Source organism: Comamonas sp. E6 (genome assembly GCF_001010305.1).
Taxonomy (GTDB): Bacteria; Pseudomonadota; Gammaproteobacteria; order Burkholderiales; family Burkholderiaceae_C; genus Comamonas; species Comamonas thiooxydans.
Genome location: NZ_BBXH01000020.1, coordinates 108,348 through 128,206 on the forward strand (window position 1 = coordinate 108,348; position 19,859 = coordinate 128,206).

Here is a 19,859-nt window from a genome sequence, read left to right on the forward strand (position 1 = left end):
TTTAGAGTCCTGAGTTAATTTAACTGCTTTCTGTTTTAAGGTTCGCACATAGGCTGCAGGCGTCAAACCAACCAGTGCCCCTTGGGTCTTTCCTCGTTGTATTCCCGTCGCCATGTCTCTCTGACGTTTCTGGCATGCTGCAAGCTGGTGAACCAGTGCTCGTTCAGGCAGGCTTTAAAGCAAAGGCATAGAGCTGCGTCACATTCAGCTAGGTAAACCGACGCATAACGCTTACCTCGAACGCTTCAACAGAACCTATCGCACGGAGCTGCTCGACTGCTATGTCTTTGAATCGCGGCAGGAAGTCCGCTCGATGACCGAGGACTGGCTGCATCGCTATAACCACCATCGTCCGCACGAATCGCTGGGTTGAATACCACCGGTCGCGTATTGTGTCCAACATTTCCCTGACCTCTACTTTTAGGTGGAACAGGAAAGCGAGGAAGCTTCAAATCGACTAACCGCAGCACCCACTTTGCGTTCCAGTCTCTTGAATCGGAGGGCAAGGGTTTGTGCCGTAGGAGCAATACACACAGCAATCCCCTGGCAATGGCTTGAGCACGGTGTGGCAGTTCGTGCATTCGTAAAACCATTGACAGGCATCCGTGGGCATCGTCTCACTCTTAGAAAAGCCACACGCAGGACAAGTCAGCGTGGACTCCAGCGTGATCTTTTTCAATTTGCGACTCCGACCAAGGTAGACGGGTATCCCGCGTTCTTCGTAGATTCCGTCAAAGCTGCAACATTGGTTTTGGCATCGTCATAAGTAATGGTTGCTTGTCGTTTCTTAAAGTTCACTTCAGTCTGGCTGACCCCTGGGACCTGCAGCAAGGCCTTTTTTACCGTGATGGGGCATACGGGATAGTCCATAGTCGGAATCGCCAAAGTGACCGTCTTGGGCGCAGCGTTGGCGGCAAGCGATACGCCTGCCAAGGAGATGCATACGCCGGTAGAAATCAGCAGATTTTTGAATTGCGACGCAACAGAGGTATTCATAGAAATGTCTTTTCAGTAAAATCTGGGAGCGATCAGGGGGAACAGCAATACCGCCAACAGTAGGGCGCAGACCCCCACAAAGAGAATTTGGTAGCCAAGCCGCACACGGGGTAATGCGCAGAATTCACCAGGCGAGCAATGCGCCACAGGCCGCCATATGCACTTGCCTGCGACGAACAAGGCAATTAACGCTGCGCCTATGAAAATAGGTTGATACGGCTCTAGCACGGTCAGATTGCCAATCCATGCGCCGGAGAACCCCAGAGAAATCAAAACCAGTGGTCCCAAGCAGCATGTGGAGGCCAGGAACGCCGCAAGTGCTCCGGCAACAAGACTGCGGCGCCCATTTTTATCGCCGATGCTTTCCGTCTGAATGGTGTTCATGGAGTAAGCTTACTTCCGTACTTAAGTACGGAATCAACCAGTATGGGCATTCCTTCTGAAAACTTAACTGATCTTGCCCCTGTAGTCCCGGACACAATCCAGTCGCTACGTTAGCCCTCGCGGGTGGTTAGATTTTGCCGCCTGCGATACTCCCTCGACGACAGCTCTATAGCAGGCATCCGAGTACTGAATCTTACTGTGGCCCCCAATTGGGGGGGAGATAAAAGAGACGTCGAAAGCGATCCTCGTAGCGATTCGGAGGGGACTTAAAGCTTGCAGGCATTGTTCAGGAAACGGAAGACATGGAACGAACGCATGTATGCCCCTCCGCTCCCTCTACTGCCGCTTGGGCATGGACCTCACCAGACCACGGAAAACTACATAGTTGCGGTCATCCAAGTATTGCAACTCTTGCCCATCACGCACCACCCGGTAGCAGATCGGCTCGACCTTGCTGATCTCTGGTTGCAATAAGCACAGTCGGTCATTCTTGATAGACCAGTGAGCTGATTTCAATCGCTCGTTCTCCAGCCGCTCAACGCGCCCATTGGGGAAATACTTGTGCCCCCAATGGTGGTCATCGGTCACATACTTGCCGACGATTGCAGCGTGAATTTGCGAGCCGGTGAGATCGCCATGCCCAACTGCGGCTGAAGCGGCAGTCAGGCCTATGGCCTGGACGCATACGGTGAGCGCAAGCTGGGAGACCCAGGCCCGACTACGGGTCTGGGGTTGTGGGGTAAAGGGACGCATTTGGTGTGTTCTCGATCTGGGTGTTCAGGCAGTCATCGCGGGAGGCCAGTTGTGTGTCTCGGCCTGGCAGGAGCGGCACCATGCATACAGTGCGTCGTACATCACGAGCCCATGCTTGAGCATCTCGTGGTCGTCGTTGAAGTTGTGCGACAACCCAAGCGAGAGCGCATAAAGACCGGCCGACTGCGGCTTTAGGTCGAGCCGCGATGTATCGGCTCCGCGCACGATCTCGGCCAATTGGCGCAATGCGGGGTCGTCTAAGTGGTACTTCGCTAGGAAGGCATCAAAGCTGCACAACTCGCCCACATGGCTCAGCTCGACATTCGGAATGTCGTAGGGGATGGCGCCAGTGGCCTTGGCGGTGCTCAGCACCTCGCTGGCCGGCACGTAGAGGAACTCGGGCTCCTTGTCGATGAAACGCGCGATCAGCCAGGGGCACGCGATGCGGTCGATCTTCGGGCGTTCGCGGGTGATCCATTGCATGGTTTTACTCCTTCGCTTCCAGCGCCACACCGGCGGCGCGACTGGCCTCGATGCCTCCTGTTACATAGCGCGCATCGAAGCCACGTGCCCGCAGGGCGAGCGTCACGGATTGGCTGACATCATGGCCGTGCACGCAGTAGAAGAGGACAGGTTTGGATGCATCGAGTCCGGCGCTCCACTCTGCCAATTGGGCAGGGTCGCGCCAGGTCGCCCCAGCTAGGCGATCGGATGCTTTCGCATAGTCAGCCGCGCGGCGCACATCGATGAGCTGAGCGCCACCGCTGATTTCCTGGGGCGCGACCGACCAAGGCTGTGCATTCGCTTCGACAGCGGCAGCGTAGCGCTGCATCACCGCACGCCAGCGGATGTTTTGCATGAAGGCATCCACATAGGCGGCCGCCTTGGCGCCGAAATCCATGTGGTAGGCGTGCTCGTACATATCCAGCGCCAGGATCGGCGTGGCCCCGGCCAGCAGGTGCGTGTGGTCGGCCGCCCAATGGGTGATCAGCCGCGATTCCCGGGTTGACCAGGACAGCAGCGCCCATCCCGAGCCACCACCTATGGCCTTGGCCAGCGCAGAGAATTCCGAACGCCAGCGGTCGGTGCTACCAAAATCGCGCGTCAGGGCCGAGGCCAAACCGGAATCAGGCAAGACGCCGTCGCCGCCCAGCGCGTCGAAATACAGTTCATGGAGCCAGGCCGAGTTGGCGGCAATCAGCTCCTCGCGTTTCAGGCCATTGATCGTGAACACCGGTGCGCTCGGCCAGTCCAGTTGCGCCAGTTGCTGGCGGATGGCGTCCAGGCGCTTGACGGCGCCGGTGTAGTTGTTGGCGTGGTGGCGGACGATCAGCTTCTCCGACAGGCCGTTGAGAGTCGCCGGGTTCAGGATAAGAGGACGTGGCTGCAGATCCATGAGATGCTCCTGCGTGGGGATGTCGTTAGTTGCTTGAGCCTGCGTGAAAGCGGCTGAAGGCGGTCACGCTGTCGGCCTTGGTCCAGACGCCGGCGGCGCCGGGGCCGGCGATATGGGTTCCGGAGAATTCGACACGCAAGGTGTGCCACGAGGCAGGGGCCACCGGCGCGTCGGTGTACTTGATGGTTTTGCGGCTGCCGCCCTCGACGTAGTACAGCGAGAGGTTGTTCTCCAGCGCGTTGGCACGGGCGATGTAATAGTTGTTGGCGTTTTTCCAGCGCCAGACGATGCCGCCGGCCTGATCCTCCCGGCCAGCCAAGGGCTTGAACCGTGTTTCGACAAACCCGTCGGTGATCAAGGTTCCGTCCTTCACGCACCAGGGATAAGTTCCGCGCCCGTCCTGCAGCAGCACCTTGCCGGTGTTGGTGGAGCCCCGCTCGGTGGTGACGATCCAATGGGGCGTGCCACTGCCAGTGACGCCGCAATGCCAATGGACAGGAGGCGCACCGAGGGCTGTGTCGTCAAAGCCGGCGCCTTGTGCGCTGGCGATGGATGCCAGCGCGGCCACAGTGAGTCCTATGAAGGTTCGTTTCATGATGTTTTCCAATCAACCGTGGGACACGATCGGATAAACGACCAAGCCTATCAAGGCAGCCGCGGTGACAACGATCGGCTCTGGCAATTTCTTGAATTTACAGAGCAAGGCGGCGGTCACCAGTGCCAGCAGCGCAGTGGGGACATCCTTAATGGAGCGCGTACCGATGACCACTACGGCTCCAGCCAGCGATCCGATAGCAGCCGCTGTCACGCCATCAACAAAGGAAATGATTCCCGGTCTTTGCCCGTATTTCTTGAAGTAAGGGGCTGGCAGAACTGTGAAAAGGTAGCAAGGCAGGAAGGTCGCTAGTGCCGCAGCGACCGCGCCCCAGAAGTCCGCCACCAGAAAGCCGATGAACCCCGTGGTGATGACGACCGGTCCGGGGGTGATCATGGCGACCGCCACCGCATCGAGGAACTGGTGATCGGTGAGCCATCCGTACTCCTTGACTACGCCGCTGTATAGGAATGGAACGATGGCCAAACCACTGCCAAAGACAAAGCTGCCTGCGTAGAAGAAATATTTGGTGATTTGCCAAATCTTTTCCCAATCGGCGTTGGATAAGCCAAGCAGGGCCAGCAAGGGGATGGCGCTACTGTGCAGCGTGCCGGACCGCTTGATGAACTTCGGGGGGGTACGCAGCAGCCATACCAAAATGCCCGCGCCCAGGAACAGCCACAGTTCTTCGGATTGGGTGACGATCGTCACGGCCGCTGCCACTGCAAAGACTCCCCATTGCAGTTTGTCTTTGCCGATGTTCTTGGTGGAGAGCTTCCAGGTGCTGACGACAATGATCCCGATGACGGCGGAACTCACGCCATAAAACACCGCTTGCATCCAGCCCAGGCCGCCGAAATGCGTGTAGGCCCACCCCAGACCGATCACCATCAGGAACGATGGCAACACGAACGCAATACCCACCAAGGTGGCACCAAGAAAGCTGTAGTGGACGAAGCCCAGGTAGATGGCCAACTGCGCAGCCAATGGCCCTGGGGCGAGCTGCGCCAAGGCCAGTCCTTCCTTGTAATCGGCCTCGGTGAACCACTGGCGTCGCTCCACCAGGTCGCGGTCCATGTAGCCAGCCAGGGCCACGGGACCTCCGAAACCCAGCGCGCCGAGCCGCAGAAAGTAAATGACCAATTGCCACAGCGTATAGCGACGTGGAGCCGCATTGTCGAGCGCGGTCTCGGAAGCGATGTCGTTCATGCAGGTTCTTTCTTCAAACAATCAACAGGGCAAGCGCCATCACGTTTTGCAGCTGCCGGAAAAATGCGCATGAAGCGAGTCCAGCACCCCACCGATATCTGCAAGAAGTGAGTCGTCGTTGGACCAACGTTTGCGGGCACCTGCCAGCACAGCCTCGAAGCCAGCAGCCTCAGCCGTGGATGTGCCTCCCACATCGAGTGCATGCACCATGGCGCCCAGTTGGGAAAGTCCTCGATCACTGTCGAGGCCAAAACTCGTCAGCAGCACCTCGAAGGTCACCCGGTCACCGACATGTGAAAAAGTCGCGCCATCGAAGTCGAAGCCCAGCGCATCAGGTGGGCAATCAGCCGGGGTGTCCAGCCATTGGAAGCGTGCGTGGGGATCAATGAATCGCTGGATCAGCCAGGCGCTGGCCACGCGATCTACCCAGAGGTTGCGGCGCGTCGCCCAGAGACGTCCTTGATATTGCATGCGATCGCGGCTGGCTATACGTCCAGAAGTGGCCTGTGGCTCACCAGGTGACTGCATGGCGTCGATGGCATTGGTGAAGTCTCGCCACTGGGCTTCGGCCCGTATGGAGGTCTCTCCTGGGTAGAAATCAACTCTGCGGATGGCGTCATAGGCGCGTGCTTGTCGACGCTGCAAACGATTGAGCTCCGCCGAGCCGAGGCTAGGAAGCGTCTTTCGCGCTTCGGCCAGGTCCAGCAGCCATTGGGTGTAGTCCTCGGTGCGGTCAAACAGCGCCTGGTAGACAGCTTGCTCAGCCATGTCCTGGGCTTGTACATGGAGCAGCCAGGCCTGACCTCCTTCCTGCAAAGCTTCGTCCGCCAAGGTTTGCAGTTGCTCGGCCTGCTCAGCCTTCGAGGGCAGCAGATAGGCGCCATCGCGCAGGGCTGCACAGCCCAACGCCTTCACGGCACGCCAGATCCGCATGCGCGGCGTAGCGCTAGAGGCCGGAAGGCTGATGATCAGAGCCAGCCAGGAGTCCAAAGTAAGAGTCATGGCGGAAGCATAGGATTCCGTCATGACTACTGCAACACTGTAGAGATCTCTACAAAGTTAAGACTCTGAACTCCAACGCAGAACCCGTTGCACAAGCAAAATTTGACTGTAAATGGTTAACTCCGCGTAATGCATCAAACATTAATGTTTGTGCTGGTGATGAATATCTGGAAAGTGATCATGGGTAACCAGAGAGGGACCGCTAACGCGACTTCTGTCTCACGGGCACCGTTGTTGCTTTGCAGGCGATCATTTCTGTGGCTCAGCTCCACTGAGGGAGGTGCAGCCCAAAGAGCACTTGACGCTTTCTTTTCTGCGGTGGCCTGCCGAGAAATGCCTGCCGCCTCAGCAGGTGCTACGGCACGGCTCCAGGCTGCCTCAACAGCAGAAGCCAGGGTTGTTTTTTGAATGTTGCTGCTCAAATTGGGCGCAGCAACGCCTTCCATTGGCTGTGCATATGTCGTGCACGCCAACGTCAGCCCTGCAAGAATGCAGAGCCACCATCTGAATTTGGGGTTCACAAAGCCTCTAGATGCTCTGGGTGCAATGAAATGCCGTCGCTATGGACTGCGACAGAATTACACGCACGAACAAAGGGATGGCTTCAGGCGAATGAAGCCGACCTAAAACGAGCTAGGCTGTGTGTCTGGGAGGCCGTCGAAGACCTTCCAGGATGGGGTATGGGAGTACGGAATCGAGGGTTGAAGTGGGAGGAGAACTTCCCCAGTCAGGCGCAGGAACGCTCAAGGAAAACACTTCGAGCGCTGCAGATGGCATTCCATCGGCCATCATGTGCAATTTGGAATCGGAGGACTCATCGAACTCCACTGCACCATCATCATGGTGGTGGTGACCTTCCTCTTGAAGATGCATCGCTGCGTGCTCAAGTTCTTCATGAGACGCGAAAACAGGCATCTGACCAGCCACAGCAAGGGCTTGCCAGAAGATGCTCAGCATCACGAAGAACATAGCCAGACGGCGGGTCATATGTCTGGAATTATATGAGGGAGAGTTGCCTCGCGATCATTGGGGGCGCTGTCCAATTTTTTTGATGGTCTCTAGAAGCGACATTGACAACGTTAGTCTGTAAACGGTAAATGCCTTTCATAGGAATCTACGGCTCGGAAGGGTGGTCGCTGCTTCCATACCTGCAAATCTTATGTCCCACGTGCGTGTAAAGCAATGATTCTGAAATGTAAATTTCAAGTAAATTGCGATTGATTCTCGTTTATAATTCCGAATGCTCTTGTAGAGCAAGTTAGGGCAGTAGCCACTTGCGGCCAGACAGCCGACCCAGCCAAGCCCCGTCAAAATTCCATATAACGAGGCATTCATGGCATTGAGGTACTCGCCGCTGGCAGCGGCATTGGGGCTGGCGTTTTCCAGCGCAACTATGGCGCAGCAAGCGGCTGAAGCCATGCTGCAAGAAGTTCAGGTACGCAGCGACAGGGAGGTGGAGCCCAGCTACAACCCGCCTACGGCCACCAGCGCGACCAAGATCGAAGCGCCGCTGCGCGATATTCCCCAGACCGTGAACGTGGTGCCGCAAAGCCTGCTGCGCGACCAGGCGGTGCAGTCCATGCAGGACGTGCTCAAGAACGTGCCTGGCGTGGGCATGTCCCACGGCGACGGCCAGCGCGACCAGGTCACCATCCGCGGTTTCTCGGCCATTGCCGACCAGTTCGTGGACGGCCTGCGCGACGACGCGCTGTACTTCCGCGACCTGTCCAACATCGAACAGGTCGAAGTGCTCAAGGGCCCGGCCTCGGTGCTCTATGGCCGCGGTTCCTCGGGCGGTTTGATCAACCGTATCACCAAGAAGCCCGGCATCAACCTCAGCGAAGTGGGCCTGACCCTGGGCAGTTGGAATCAGCGCCGCGGCGAGTTCGACCTGGCACGCGCACCCGAGGACAGCCGCTTTGCCTTCCGCATCACCGGCGCGCTGGAGCGCGGCGACAGCTATCGTGACCAGCAGTTCCTCAATCGCGATGCGCTCGCCGCCTCGCTGCTGTTCAAGGCCAGCGCCGACACCAATGTTCTGTTGCAGATGGATCATCTGAAGGATCGCCGTCTGACCGACTTCGGCATTCCTGCGCTTAACGGCCGTCCGCTCAATGTCCCGGCCAGCGCCTACTACGGTGCAGCGAATGCCAGGGACGTGGACTACACCCAGTCCGAGGTGAGCTCGGTCGGCCTCACGCTGAACCACCGCTTCAACGACAGCCTGTCGCTGCGCAACGCCTTGCGCTACTACACTTATTCGCTGGACCGCAACAACACGCTGACGCGCAGTGTCAACGAGAAGAACCGCACGTTCACGCTCAACCACGGCAACGTCTACCGTGAGGAACATGGATGGTTCAATCAGACTGAGCTGACGCAGAAGACGGAATTCCTCGGCATGAAGCACCAGTTGCTGTACGGCGTGGAAGTGGGGCAGCAGAACAAGGACCTGGTGAATTTCTCGACGCCGGTGACCGATGCCAAGGGCAAGATCCGCGACTTCGCACTGTTCAACCCCGTGCTGCCTACTCTGCCTCTGAGCACCTCTCGCACGCCTGGCGCGAACAATCTCGGTACCTTCAAGACCCTGGCGTTCTACACCCAGGACATGATCCAGCTGAGCCCGCAGTGGAAGGCCCTGGCCGGCCTGCGCTACGACCGCTTCGAGCAGGAAACCTACGACCGCATGCCCGGCCGGTCGGGCCTGGGCCGCACGGACACCACCTGGAGCCCCCGCGTCGGCCTGGTCTACCAGCCATCGTCCACCTGGTCGTATTACGCTTCGTGGAGCAAGTCCTTCCAGCCGTCTGGCGAGGCCTTCTCACTGGCCGCCAACAATGCGCAGATTGCACCTGAGAAGACCAGCAATCAGGAAGTGGGCGTCAAATGGGATCTGCCGGACGGTAAGTCCTCGTTTACGACTTCGCTGTTCAAGCTGGAGCGCACCAACATCAAGAGCACCGACCCGGTGACCAACACCTTGGTGCCTCTGGGTGTACAGCGTACCAACGGCTTGGAGCTGACATTTGCTGGCGAGGTGGCGCCTAGCTGGCAGGTCTGGGCTGGATATGCCTATCTGGATGGCAAGATGACAGCCTCGCCCACCCCAGGCTTCCAAGGCAAGCGTCCTACGCTGACTCCTCGCCATAGCGCCAATCTGTGGGTGACCAAGGCACTGGGCAACGGCTTCGGCGTGGGCGGCGGGCTGAACTATGTGGGCGCGCGATATGCTGATCCTTTGAACACTGTCACGTTGCCCGGCTACACCACGGTGGATGCTATGGCCTACTACCGCATGGGCGCCTGGGATGTACAGCTCAAGCTCAACAACCTGTTGGACCGCCGCTACATCGTTTCCGGCCACGGCAGCGTAGCCTACCTGAACCTGCCTGGCGCTCCGCGCTCGGCCCAGGTAGTAGCTCGTTACCGCTTCTAAAAGAGAGTCCCTGTGCCACACGCTACACATATCGCGCGGCGCCAGGACCTGGATGCTCCGGCCAGGCCACCCACTTCCAAGCCTGGCGGAGGAGGTCATCTGTTCGTGCCGGCGTGTTGGCACAGGCCTGCTGTGCTCAAGTGGCTGCGACGCACCCATGCCTGGCTGGGGATGTGGGGAGCCGTCCTGGGCTTGCTGTTCGGCACCACCGGCCTGCTGCTCAACCACCGTGCCACCATGCAAATCCCCGGCCCGGGATACGACAACATGCAATGGCAGCTCAAGCTCGCGCAGCAGCCCGCAAACATCGATGAGCTGACGGTTCATCTGCAGCAGGAATTGGGTATTTCCAAACCTCCGCATCAGAAGAAAGTCGAGCCAGCCGGACCTACGCCCTGGCCCGGGGCCATGCAGCCTGAGCGCTGGATAATTGCCTTTGTCGTACCGAAGACGACGGTCAATGCCGAATACTGGGTGGGCAACAACTCCGTATCGGTCAAGCGCATGGATCCTAATCTGTTGGCACGGCTGAACCGGCTGCACATGGCCACGGGAGCTTCAGCGGCCTGGATTCTGCTGACTGACACGCTGGCCGGCGCCTTGATCGCGCTGTCGCTGACGGGCGTGCTGCTGTGGACCAAGCTGCATGGCAGCAGGCTGCGGGCCGCCGGCATAGCGGGCACCTGCTTCAGTCTGCTGCTGTTCCTAGGCTTGACAGCCTGACTATCTTGTTCATCCACCATTAAGATGGCATCCGAGCACCAGCGCATATTGCTCATCGGCACGCTGACTTGGCCGTCGTGAACACGGCTCGAATGACGTTGCCTGGGAGTCTTGGGCAGCAGCAGTTGATGCTTGCGCCATGAGTCGGTAGATGCGCTTGTGGTTCACGCCTCTTGGCCAACTGAGCGCCGCTCTCGGTTGATCAGCGCACAGGCTCTGCGATAGCCATAAGTGAGCAGCTCAGCAATATGGCGTCGGATTTCGGCCACCAAAGCCGCATTGTGAGCGGGTGTACGGTGGCTGCGGTCATCTTGCCAATCACCGGCCGGCCATGCCGGACATGCAGATTCGAGCTCGCTACGGACAGTACCAGGCAGACGGACTTCATTGGCCGTCCCCAGGCAACAAGGTCGAGCGCGCAATCCACTTTTCTGCGGCGGCGATCTCCACGGCTTCCTTGAGAATCTCGTTCTCCAAGGTTTTCTTGCCCAGCAGGCGTATGAGGGTACTTTGCAGCATTGCCGTTTACACAAATGCAAACTGCATAGCCCCGAGGATCTCGCTTAGGCACTGGGTTGAGTTGTTCAAACGAGCGGAGCCACTTCAATCACCTGGCCGCTGCCATCATTGCGCAGCGCAAGATCGAACTGCCAGTAAATATTATTTACGAATACATCCTAAGCATGAGACATCTCCGTATCGTGGGGGAATTCAGCATAGTGCACCCAATAATGATTCGTCATTAGTGTCGGCACTACTGGCCAGGCATGACCGGCATGCACACAATCCGGCGCTTGAATTTCACGTTCGGTAGCCCGTCACCAGTTGCTTCATTGCCCGGAAGGCGGTGGCGCGATCGTCGCCGAGCAGGAAGGCGTGGACGCCTCGTTCGCGCCAGTGCTCGAATTGCCCCGCGGCGCGCGGAATCGCGCAGAACGGCACACCACGTGCCTGGCAGGCCTGCGCAATGCGGCGGATAGCAGCCTGCACCGAAGGATGTTGTGCATCGGCTGGCACGCCAAGGCTTTGCGACAGGTCAATCGCACCCTCCAGCACCATGTCGATGCCTGGCACGGCGACGATCTCGTCAATGGCATCGACGCCTTCCCGGTCCTCGATCATGGCCACCACCATCAGCTCACGGTTGGCCCGTTCGAGGTAGTCCGGCAACGTCAGCGTACCGAAGCCGGTGGTCCGGCCCCCGGTGATGCCGCGCGTTCCGAGAGGGTGATAGCGCGCGCTTTCGACCGCCAACTCGGCCTCCACCCGGCCGTGCACGTGCGGCACCACGATGCCATGCGCGCCGGCATCCAGTACGCGCAGGATGATGTCCGGCGCCGCCCAGGGCACACGTACCAAGGCGGTGATTCCGGCGCATTCCGCAGCGCGAATCATGTTCTCCAGCGTCTGCGGGTTCACGCCGACATGCTCGAGGTCCAAGATCACGAAGTCGAAGCCGGCGTAGCCGATCATCTCCGTCATCAGCGGCAAGGGCAGCGAGTTGATCAGACCGAACACATCACGCCCGGCTGCGAGCGCGGCTTTCAGTTGGTTAGGCTGCAGCATGGGCATCCTCTGCGGGAAGGAAGCAGTGCCGCGGGTGCGGGTGGCGCAGGAAGTCATGGTGCGAGATATGCCAGGCGTAGGCACCGGCATACGGGAAGACCACCAAGTCGCCGGCGCGCACGCTGTCCACCGGCGTGTCGTGGGCGAGGATGTCCTTCGGCGTGCAGAGCTGTCCGACCACGCTGACGTGCGCGTTGCTGACGCCTGGGCGGGAAAACGGATAGCGCCACAATTCCACAGGCAGCACCCGGAACGGGTGGCTGTGCCCCTGCGCATACGGCGTACGAAAATGGTGCGTGCCGCCGCAGGCCACGACGAAGGCGCGATCGAAGGCGTGCTTTACGTCGATCACCTCCATCGCATAGTAGCCGCAGAAGGCCGTGATATAGCGCCCGCATTCGAAACGGACGGTCAGCCCATCGCGTTGCGCCGACAGCGCCGGGAGGCCCGCGGCAAAAGCGGCCCAGTCGAACTGACGTTCGGGCTCGCGGTAGTTGACGCCGATGCCACCGCCGACGTTGACCTGGTCTAGCGTATCGAGCCCGTACTCCGCGCGCCAGCGTCTGACCTGCTGCAGGTAGGCGTCGAGCAGGCGCAGGTGGGCGGTGGCGTCGAGCTGGTGCGACATCAGGTGGAAATGGAAGCCGCGCAGCCGGATTTCCGGGTGCGCGCGCAGCCACGCGAGGCAGGCCGGCAGCTGGTCGCCAGCGATGCCGAACGGGGTGGGCTTGCCACCCATCATCAGCGTGGTGGCCTGCAGTCCTTCGATGGCAAGGTTGACACGCAGCAGCACCGGGGCGGTGATGCCGCGCTCCCTAGCGAGCCATGCCAGTCGTTCGAGCTCATGCAGGCTTTCCACATGCAGTGCCTCGACGCCGAGATCGAGCGCGCTGGCCAGTTCCGCATCGGTCTTGCCGGGGCCGCTGAAGATCAGCGGCACCTCGGCAAAGTGCTTGCGAACCCAGGCCAGCTCGCCGCCGGAAGAGATCTCGAAGCCGTGCGCGAGCGGTGCCAGTGTTTGCAGGATAGGCAGGTCGGAGTTGGCCTTGATTGCGTAGAACAGTTCGAAGCCGGGCGGCAGGCTGCGCACCGTGGTCGCGGCGTGGCGCCGTAGCGCCTCCAGGTCGTAGACGTAGGTGCACAGCGGGGCGCTAGCATTGGCAAGCGCGTCGTGCAGGTGGGCGGCGACACGTGCCCAGCGTTGTTCGGGGGCGGTCATTGCCATGCTGCCTCCACGCCGGCGAACGGGATGGGATTGGCGACGGGCACGTAGGTGGAAGCGCGGTCGGCGCGTTGGAAGAAGCGGTTGCTGAAATTGGTTTTGGCTGGGAATGGGTTGCCGGCCAGCAGCCCGTTGACGCGCCGCGCTGAGGACGCATTGCCGTAACGATGCTGGTAGGTATGCAGGTGATGGCGCACCACGGACCACAGCCGCGTGGTCATTGCCGGCCTGCCGACGCCGAGCTGGGCGATGACTTCGCACAGGTTGTTGACGAAGAGGCAATAGGCCACGCGGTTCCAGCCTTGTTCTTCGTCGTACCACAGTGAGGCCTGCGCGCGTTCGCTGAGCCCAGGCATGGAAGAAGCGGGATGGCGCGAAGGCGTCAGCTTCACCCCTTCGAAGTCGCGCAGGAAGAGCTGCGCGGGCATGTTCTGGCGCAGTCCGAGCACCACGTTCTGCAGGTGCGGCTCGAAGATGACGCCGTGCGCGAAGAACAGGTGGAAGACCGGATAGAGCAGTTGCGATACGTAGGCGGAGAACCAGCGCTCAGCCATGACATCCATAGGCGTCCCCGCCTGCGCCGCGAGCTCCGTCAAGAGTCGCTGCATGCGGGCTTCGCCGTAGTAATGGTTGCCGAACAGCGAGCCGGCCAGCAGCGGCACGCAGTCAGGCGTGCGCAACGTATCCACGCTCTGGCGCAGGATCAGGCCGAAGCCTTCGATGACCTGGCGGTTCTGTTCGATATCGGCATCCTTGAGGTCGACCGACAGGAAGGCTGGCTCCTCCATTAGCGCCAGGCCCGGGAACAACTGCCCCAGAGCCGGCAGCAACGGACGCAGCACGCTGTTGACGTGCATGGCGCTCTCCAGCTCGTACCATGCATTCTTGCGCACGCAGTTGGTAATGCGGATGTTCAGCGACAGCTTGTAGAAGTACGGATTGCCGGGCTGGTACAGGGTGCGGATCGACGAGGTAGGAAAGAAGTCCGCGCCCCGCGTGCCCAGGTCCTGCATGCGGCCGTTCGCCAGCGCATCGCGCACCAACGGATGCTCGCGCAGGTAGTCCGCCTGCCAGGGGTGTACCGGCACTGCAACGCGGTCGGCGCAGACTGTGGGCGCATGCGCCGCGATCAGCTGGTCGCAGCTCGCATTGAGCAGGGACTGCTGCGCGATGTCCTCATGCGGCACCGCGAACCACGCCAGCGGAAAGCGGGTGCGCAGCTCCGGCGAGTAGCGCAGCAGGTCATCGTCGGAGAAGCCCTGCCGGCTCTTCGGCGTGGGGTGGAAGGGATGGCCGAAGGTCAGCGATTGCTCGGAATCGATATACGCCTCGACCGGATCGGCCGGAATCGTGGCGGGCACCGGCATGGACAGCACTTCCGTGCTGACGGCCACGCTGTTGCGGATCTGCTCCAGCAGCTCGGTATTGAGCGGCAGCTCATGCTGCTGCGCCATCTCGCGCAACAGCAGCGCAGCCAGCGATTCCCAGTCGAGCAGAGCCCAAGGCCTGTTCTCGGCCTTGTGAAAAACCGGCGACAGGTAGCGGTAGTTGCCGGTAAGCCAGGCACCGCCGACCACGGCTAGCAGGCGGTCGTGGATATGCGGCAGCTGCACTTCCAGGACCTGGGCCGCCTCGCGCTGCAGCGTCATGGCGATCGTCGCGGGCCAGTCATTCTTCCGGGCGGGCGGGCCGACGCGCATCTGGCCGGCGGGGGCCGCGACTTCGCGGCAATAGCAGTTCAATAGCGTTTCCTGGCAGCGCCGCGCGGCAGCCAGTTCCGCCAACAGGCGGTGTGCGCCAGTAACTTCAATTTTGGTTTGCACTTGCATTGTCTTGTGACCTTGTTATTGGGAGGGATCAGAGTGTGCTCATCCGCTGTCTGGCGGTAAGGATCAGGTAAGCGACAGCCGGCGCAAGCAGCGCGGCGCCAAAGAGGTAAGGGGCCCGCTGACTGACCAGGCTGACTGCCGCGCCGGCGCCAAGCCCGGCCACGACGCCACCCCATTTCGAACTGCTTTCGAACCAGCCGAAGGTCCGCCCGGCGTTGCCGGCGTGCACGACGCTTGCCACCAGCGCGTGCAGCGCGATGAAACCGACCGTCATGGCGGTGCCCATCAGCAGGCGCCAAGTCACCAACGCCGGCAGGCCGAGCGGCGCCGCCTGTGCCAGCAGGGTGATAACCAGCGTGCCGTAGGCGGTGGCGAGCAGCCCCAGCGAGGGGGCCAGCCCTAGCCGCCGTGACAGCAGCGGTGCCGCGGCCAGGTACACCAGGTGTGGCAGGCCGAACAGCAGCCCGGCCGTCGCCGCAGATATGGCGGGCATGCGCTGCTGCATGTCGGGAATGAAGTACGGGAACGTCACGACGGTGGCAAACACGAACGTGAACTGCAGCACGTAGATTTGCTGGGGCGTGGCTGGTGCTGCGGTGCCTGCGCCGTCGGCGCGTGCCGCCGGGCGTCTTGCAGTGCCGGCGGCATCGCCCGCGGGCAACCATGCGATCAGTGCCGCGGCCGCCAGCGGCAGCAACGCCAGCCAGCGGTACAGCACGATCGGCGACTCCGCCCTCATCCACAGGCCGAGGCAGGCGGGCGCCGCCACCAGCGCGGCGCGCGCCGACCACTGCATCGCCGTCAGGCTGCGCGTGAGCGTGGTGCCGCTGGCCACCGTTGCCAGGTAGGCATTGGATGCCGAGAACGTACCGCCCAGCACGCCTTGCAGCACGAGCGCCGCCAGGAAGGCAAACGAGTTGGTGGCGTAGCTGGCAAGCAGGAAGCTTGCCGCCAGGCCCAGTTGCGCGCGCATCAGCAGCGGTTTCTTGCCGAAGCGATCCGCGAGCCGTCCCCACCATGGCGCCGACACCGCTGCCAGCAGCGTCGGCACCACGTAGAACGCGCCCGCTAGCCACGGCACGTCATTGTGCAGCGAGCGCTGCAGGATCAGCGCGAAGAACGGCGGCATGCCCAGCGCTGCGAATGCAGCTATGAAATGGCATAGCATGACCACCGCGACCACCTGGCGCGTACCGGTACTCATGCGACCACCCGGAGGGAGTTGGGCGCGCGCTTGCCATAGAACTTGTTGACGTCGGTCGCGCCGGTCTGCGCCTTCTCCACCAGCGACGCCGCAGTCAGCAGGTACTTGAGGTGCAGGCGGTCGTCATCAAGCAGCACCTGGCGCGCGAAGCCGGTGTCTTCGCCAGCAGCGGCCAGGTCGGCAAGCACGGCCTCCACGTGACGCCGCACGCGCGCGTAGCCAGCGGCGGAATCGGTGCCGCGACGCTGTGCAAGGCCTTCCACCAGGGCTGCGATGTTCAGCTGTAGCGTGATGGTGACGAACATCTGCGCCAGCGGCAGTGCCTCGGCCACGCCAATGCGCTGGTCTTCCAGGTCATCGAGGCGGGCCGCCAGTACCGGCCAGCGGCGCGCGAGCGAGCCGCGGTCGATGCGTGCGGCATCGTTGTCCTTCAGCAGTAGGCGCAGGCCTTCGTCGCCGTAGACCAGCATCGAGTTCTGCTGGTTCGACTCCAGGGCAATGCCGTAGCGCAGCCACAGCGTGAGGTGCAGTTTCAGCGTGAGTGCCAGGTAGGCATCGAACCAGGCGTCGAGATCGCCGCCGTGGTAGCGGCCGGCGAGCTCCTCGGCCACGCACATGCCATCGGCGGTTTCGGCCATCAGGCCGGCTACCGAAACCACCGTGGTGTTCCCCAGTTGAGCTTCAGGGTAGCGGCGCAGGATGTAGCCCAGGAACGGGCGCTGGTCCACGTGGGCGCCGTTCGCCTCGTCCGTCAACAGCACCTGGTTGTTGAGGTCCGGTTCACGCCGGACGATATCGCCAAGCAGCGACTGGATGCGATGCCCGTCGCCAATGGTGCTGGGCTTGATGGTGCGGATATTCCTGGCACCCAGGGTCCGGATCGTGAGCGGCAGCTTGATATGCCATGCAGGCGAATCGAGCAGGCTCAGCGAGCGCACCGACAGGGTGGGCGATACGCGCAGGTACGCGCCCGGGGCGCGGATGACCTGGCCGTCGAGTCCGGCTTCCGCAAGGAAGCCGTCCAGGTGATGCTGCCACACGAATGGATGCACGGGCAGCAACGCATGCGAGCGGCCGAGTGCGGGATCGAGGCCGACATCGGCGAAATCCGGCCAGATCGGCGGCAGCGAGTCGCCGCTGGGATGATGGCGCTCGCGCGGCACCGCCAGCCAGTTCAGCGCGAATGCAGGCTGGAACTCAGGCGCGTAGTGTGCAAGATCGTTGGCGGCAAAGCCGAGCTTGGCGCGCGCGGTGGGGTAGTAGGGGTGGTCGAGGAAGCTCGCGACGCGGTCGTAGTGCAACATGCGCTGGTCCCATGCCTGCAGCGCGTGGCCGTCGGCGCTGTCGGGCTGCGCGAACCAGCGCGCGCGCTCGGCCATCGAAACCCTGCGATGCTCGACGGCCGCGCGGCATTCGTCGCCGTAGGCGGTGAACAAGCGTGCATCTGCGGCAGGACGGTCGCCGGCAAATGCTGCCAGGATGGTGTCGATGTCATGCAGCGGGGAGATCGCGCCGGAGTCTTCGCGCAGCAGCGGCAGGCGGGTCAGGCGCCATTCCTGCATGTAGCGGGTGGGCGTCACCGGAATCCAGAGCGTGCCGGCACCAAGGTGCGCCACGCGCAGCCACTGCTGGCAGGCGTCGAAACCATGCGCGGCGGCGGCAGGTACTGCATCGGCGCCGTGCAACTCGCTGCGGCTGGCGCATGCGCGGACATCTTCGCGCAGAAAGGTGTCGACGACACGGACGCAGATATAGCTGGCATCCGAATCCGGCGCGGCGGCGGACATGCCCGGTTGGTTAGGCAGTCGCGCGGTCATTGTGTGATCTCCCAGGCGAGCTTGCTGCTGGCCAGTTCCACGGCGGCGGCAAGACCCATGGTGTCTGGACCGCTGCCGCGCAGCACGCCCAGGTAATCCTTGTTGGAGTTGGTCGTCTGGATAGCGTCGCCTACCTTGCGCAGGGGCTGGTAGGTCAGCCGCACGCCGTTGCCTTCATGTTGGCTGTGGGCGGGCGCATGCCGCAGCGTGCCTTCGGCCTGTGCCGTGAAATAGCGGATCCACGCCGCCCGCTTCGGCACCTCAAGCGCCTGCAGGGCTTCGCCAAGGTGCAGGCGCAGAACCTGCTCGAACAGCGGGAATTGCAGGGTGTCGGACAGCAGGAACTCGCGATAGTCGCCGATGCTGCGGTAGTTGATCTCGATGAGCCGCGGGCCTTTTGAGGTCAGCACGTATTCAGTGTGGCATGCGCCGAAGCCGATGCCGAAGCGGCGGATGGTGTCGAGGACTTCGGCCTCGACCGAGGCGGACAGGTCGGTGCCCCACACGGCCTCCAGTTCAACGAAGTACGGCGGCGGCGACAGGCTTACGCGAAAGCCGCCCAGCGCGCGGATTTCCTTGCCATCGCCCAGCGTTTCCAGCGTGTAGAGCGGGCCCTCCAGGTATTCCTCTAGCAATAAGGTCTGGCCCGGGTGCCTGGCCCAGATCGCGCCGCAATGCTCGGCCAGTTCAGCGTGGCTGCGCGCCATGCTGACCTGCTGGCTGGCCACGCCTTCGCGCGGCTTGACGATGCATGGCATCGGGACGTCGGCGAGGGCTGCCAGGCCGGCGGCATCGCAGACTACTGTGTGCCACAGCGTGTCGATGCCCGACTCCGCCAATTGCCGCCGCATTTCCGCCTTGTTCTTGGCGGCGTAGGTGGTACGCCAGTCCTTGCCTGGCAGGCCGAAGTAGGCTGCCGCAATCGCCGTCGCCGTCTGCAGGTGATCGCTGTTGGAGAAGACGGCGGCGGGCTTGCCGCCGCGGCGGGTGATGGCATCAATGACCGCCAGCGGGTTGAAGACGTCGCACGGGATGACGTCATCGGGATAGGCGGGCAAGCCGGTGCTGGCGAAGTGCGCGCGATGCGCATCGGCGCAGTCGGTCAATAAGACGACGGAAAGCCCGAGTGTACGTGCCGCTGGCAGGAAGCCTACGTTGACGGGGGCGGTCGGTACGTGGGCGAGTACGAAGATTTCTTGCATGGATTTGGGCCTTGGACTTAGGTTGTGTAGCTGGAGATGTTTAGTAAGCACGATTATCAAATGGAGATCATAATGGTAATGATTCGCATTAAACACATTTCATGCATTTTGTTGCAACAAACTAAGAGAGGCGTTGTTGCATAAACACCGAGCCTGTGCTCTGTACATCCAGTTCTGTCTGACCATCAAGCACCTGTTTGGTTTGGCCTTGCGACAGACCACCGGCTTTGTGCAATCTCTGCTGGCTTTGTCTGGCCTGCCGTGGCCTGTTCCGGACTTCAGCACGCTGTGCCGCAGACAACGCAGTCTGGATGTGCAAGTACCCTATCGGCCCAGTTCAGGTGGACTGAATTTGCTACTTGACTCCACGGGTATCAAGTTCCTGGGTGAAGGGGAGTGGAAGTGTAAAAAGCATGGCGCTGAGCGGCGGCGACTGAGGTAGCCCTGCGACGAATGCAACCTTCGGTGATTGAAGAAGGCCAGTAGTCTCGTATTCGCCTTTGACTTTTGCGTGGATGGCTC

General features: G+C 61.4%; 20 protein-coding genes and 3 pseudogenes. 4 read left to right on the forward strand and 19 right to left on the reverse strand.

Annotated elements, in window-relative coordinates; all coding sequences use genetic code 11:
* Positions 1-27 precede the first annotated feature (27 nt).
* Positions 28-170 (reverse strand): annotated as a pseudogene (locus tag CSE6_RS18220) (integrase core domain-containing protein); the annotation flags it as partial.
* Between the two features lie 17 nt (positions 171-187).
* On the opposite strand from CSE6_RS18220, the pseudogene CSE6_RS18225 reads away from it, so the two are divergent.
* Positions 188-370, forward strand: a pseudogene (locus tag CSE6_RS18225) (transposase); the annotation flags it as partial.
* A gap of 87 nt (positions 371-457) precedes the next feature.
* Here CSE6_RS18225 and CSE6_RS26515 read toward each other — a convergent pair.
* The 11 genes from CSE6_RS26515 to CSE6_RS26165 all read right to left on the reverse strand — a co-directional run bounded on the left by CSE6_RS26515 (position 458) and on the right by CSE6_RS26165 (position 7,322).
* A complete protein-coding gene (locus CSE6_RS26515) occupies positions 458-679 on the reverse strand; it encodes a GDCCVxC domain-containing (seleno)protein (RefSeq protein ID WP_083994762.1) in 222 nt (73 codons plus the stop codon).
* The gene (gene merP, locus CSE6_RS18235; protein ID WP_083994763.1) at positions 676-996 is read right to left on the reverse strand and encodes a mercury resistance system periplasmic binding protein MerP; all 321 of its coding nucleotides are present in this window, start codon (positions 994-996) and stop codon (positions 676-678) included. Before merP ends, CSE6_RS26515 begins: the two co-directional genes overlap by 4 nt.
* A 12-nt stretch (positions 997-1,008) precedes the next feature.
* On the reverse strand, positions 1,009-1,380 hold the full coding sequence (gene merT / locus CSE6_RS18240) for a mercuric ion transporter MerT (protein ID WP_059441174.1): 372 nt from the start codon (positions 1,378-1,380) through the stop codon (positions 1,009-1,011).
* Between the two features lie 336 nt (positions 1,381-1,716).
* On the reverse strand, positions 1,717-2,133 hold the full coding sequence (locus CSE6_RS18245; RefSeq protein WP_034398769.1) for a hypothetical protein: 417 nt from the start codon (positions 2,131-2,133) through the stop codon (positions 1,717-1,719).
* Positions 2,134-2,157: 24 nt separating this feature from the next.
* Positions 2,158-2,616 carry a chromate resistance protein ChrB domain-containing protein gene (locus tag CSE6_RS18250; protein ID WP_059441175.1) on the reverse strand — a complete coding sequence of 153 codons (459 nt, stop codon included), beginning with the start codon at positions 2,614-2,616 and terminating at the stop codon, positions 2,158-2,160.
* 4 nt (positions 2,617-2,620) lie between these two features.
* Complete coding sequence (locus CSE6_RS18255) at positions 2,621-3,529, reverse strand: Fe-Mn family superoxide dismutase (protein WP_034398763.1); 909 nt, start codon at positions 3,527-3,529, stop codon at positions 2,621-2,623.
* Positions 3,530-3,554: 25 nt separating this feature from the next.
* Positions 3,555-4,124, reverse strand: a complete 570-nt coding sequence (locus CSE6_RS18260; protein WP_034398787.1) for a hypothetical protein — start codon at positions 4,122-4,124, stop codon at positions 3,555-3,557.
* Positions 4,125-4,136: 12 nt separating this feature from the next.
* Positions 4,137-5,333, reverse strand: a complete 1,197-nt coding sequence (locus CSE6_RS18265) for a chromate transporter (RefSeq protein ID WP_034398761.1) — start codon at positions 5,331-5,333, stop codon at positions 4,137-4,139.
* A 39-nt stretch (positions 5,334-5,372) separates the two neighbouring features.
* Positions 5,373-6,335 carry a chromate resistance protein ChrB domain-containing protein gene (locus CSE6_RS18270; protein WP_034398785.1) on the reverse strand — a complete coding sequence of 321 codons (963 nt, stop codon included), beginning with the start codon at positions 6,333-6,335 and terminating at the stop codon, positions 5,373-5,375.
* A 134-nt stretch (positions 6,336-6,469) separates the two neighbouring features.
* Complete coding sequence (locus CSE6_RS18275; RefSeq protein WP_238585738.1) at positions 6,470-6,856, reverse strand: hypothetical protein; 387 nt, start codon at positions 6,854-6,856, stop codon at positions 6,470-6,472.
* A 112-nt stretch (positions 6,857-6,968) separates the two neighbouring features.
* Entirely contained in the window at positions 6,969-7,322 is a 354-nt protein-coding gene (locus tag CSE6_RS26165) for a hypothetical protein (RefSeq protein ID WP_165572072.1), read from the reverse strand.
* A 346-nt stretch (positions 7,323-7,668) separates the two neighbouring features.
* On the opposite strand from CSE6_RS26165, the gene CSE6_RS18285 reads away from it, so the two are divergent.
* On the forward strand, positions 7,669-9,774 hold the full coding sequence (locus tag CSE6_RS18285; RefSeq protein WP_034398759.1) for a TonB-dependent siderophore receptor: 2,106 nt from the start codon (positions 7,669-7,671) through the stop codon (positions 9,772-9,774).
* Positions 9,775-9,786: 12 nt separating this feature from the next.
* Entirely contained in the window at positions 9,787-10,497 is a 711-nt protein-coding gene (locus CSE6_RS18290; protein ID WP_080747015.1) for a PepSY-associated TM helix domain-containing protein, read from the forward strand.
* A gap of 384 nt (positions 10,498-10,881) precedes the next feature.
* Here the strand turns inward: CSE6_RS18290 and CSE6_RS26735 are convergent, their stop codons facing one another.
* The 7 genes from CSE6_RS26735 to CSE6_RS18320 all read right to left on the reverse strand — a co-directional run bounded on the left by CSE6_RS26735 (position 10,882) and on the right by CSE6_RS18320 (position 19,337).
* The gene (locus CSE6_RS26735; RefSeq protein WP_059441176.1) at positions 10,882-11,016 is read right to left on the reverse strand and encodes a hypothetical protein; all 135 of its coding nucleotides are present in this window, start codon (positions 11,014-11,016) and stop codon (positions 10,882-10,884) included.
* Positions 11,017-11,298: 282 nt separating this feature from the next.
* A complete protein-coding gene (locus CSE6_RS18295; protein WP_059441185.1) occupies positions 11,299-12,063 on the reverse strand; it encodes an HpcH/HpaI aldolase/citrate lyase family protein in 765 nt (254 codons plus the stop codon).
* The gene (locus CSE6_RS18300; protein ID WP_034398755.1) at positions 12,050-13,282 is read right to left on the reverse strand and encodes a type III PLP-dependent enzyme; all 1,233 of its coding nucleotides are present in this window, start codon (positions 13,280-13,282) and stop codon (positions 12,050-12,052) included. Before CSE6_RS18300 ends, CSE6_RS18295 begins: the two co-directional genes overlap by 14 nt.
* Positions 13,279-15,114: an IucA/IucC family siderophore biosynthesis protein gene (locus CSE6_RS18305; RefSeq protein ID WP_052095339.1), complete on the reverse strand. Its 1,836-nt coding sequence runs from the start codon at positions 15,112-15,114 to the stop codon at positions 13,279-13,281. The genes CSE6_RS18300 and CSE6_RS18305 overlap by 4 nt, the downstream gene beginning before the upstream one ends.
* Before the next feature lie 28 nt (positions 15,115-15,142).
* Positions 15,143-16,318, reverse strand: coding sequence for an MFS transporter (locus tag CSE6_RS18310; RefSeq protein WP_034398754.1), 1,176 nt, complete (start codon positions 16,316-16,318; stop codon positions 15,143-15,145).
* Positions 16,315-18,135, reverse strand: coding sequence for an IucA/IucC family siderophore biosynthesis protein (locus CSE6_RS18315; RefSeq protein WP_034398752.1), 1,821 nt, complete (start codon positions 18,133-18,135; stop codon positions 16,315-16,317). The genes CSE6_RS18310 and CSE6_RS18315 overlap by 4 nt, the downstream gene beginning before the upstream one ends.
* On the reverse strand, positions 18,132-19,337 hold the full coding sequence (locus CSE6_RS18320) for an ATP-grasp domain-containing protein (protein ID WP_059441177.1): 1,206 nt from the start codon (positions 19,335-19,337) through the stop codon (positions 18,132-18,134). The genes CSE6_RS18315 and CSE6_RS18320 overlap by 4 nt, the downstream gene beginning before the upstream one ends.
* A 166-nt stretch (positions 19,338-19,503) precedes the next feature.
* Here CSE6_RS18320 and CSE6_RS18325 point away from each other — a divergent pair.
* Positions 19,504-19,770, forward strand: a pseudogene (locus tag CSE6_RS18325) (transposase); the annotation flags it as partial.
* Positions 19,771-19,859 lie beyond the last annotated feature (89 nt).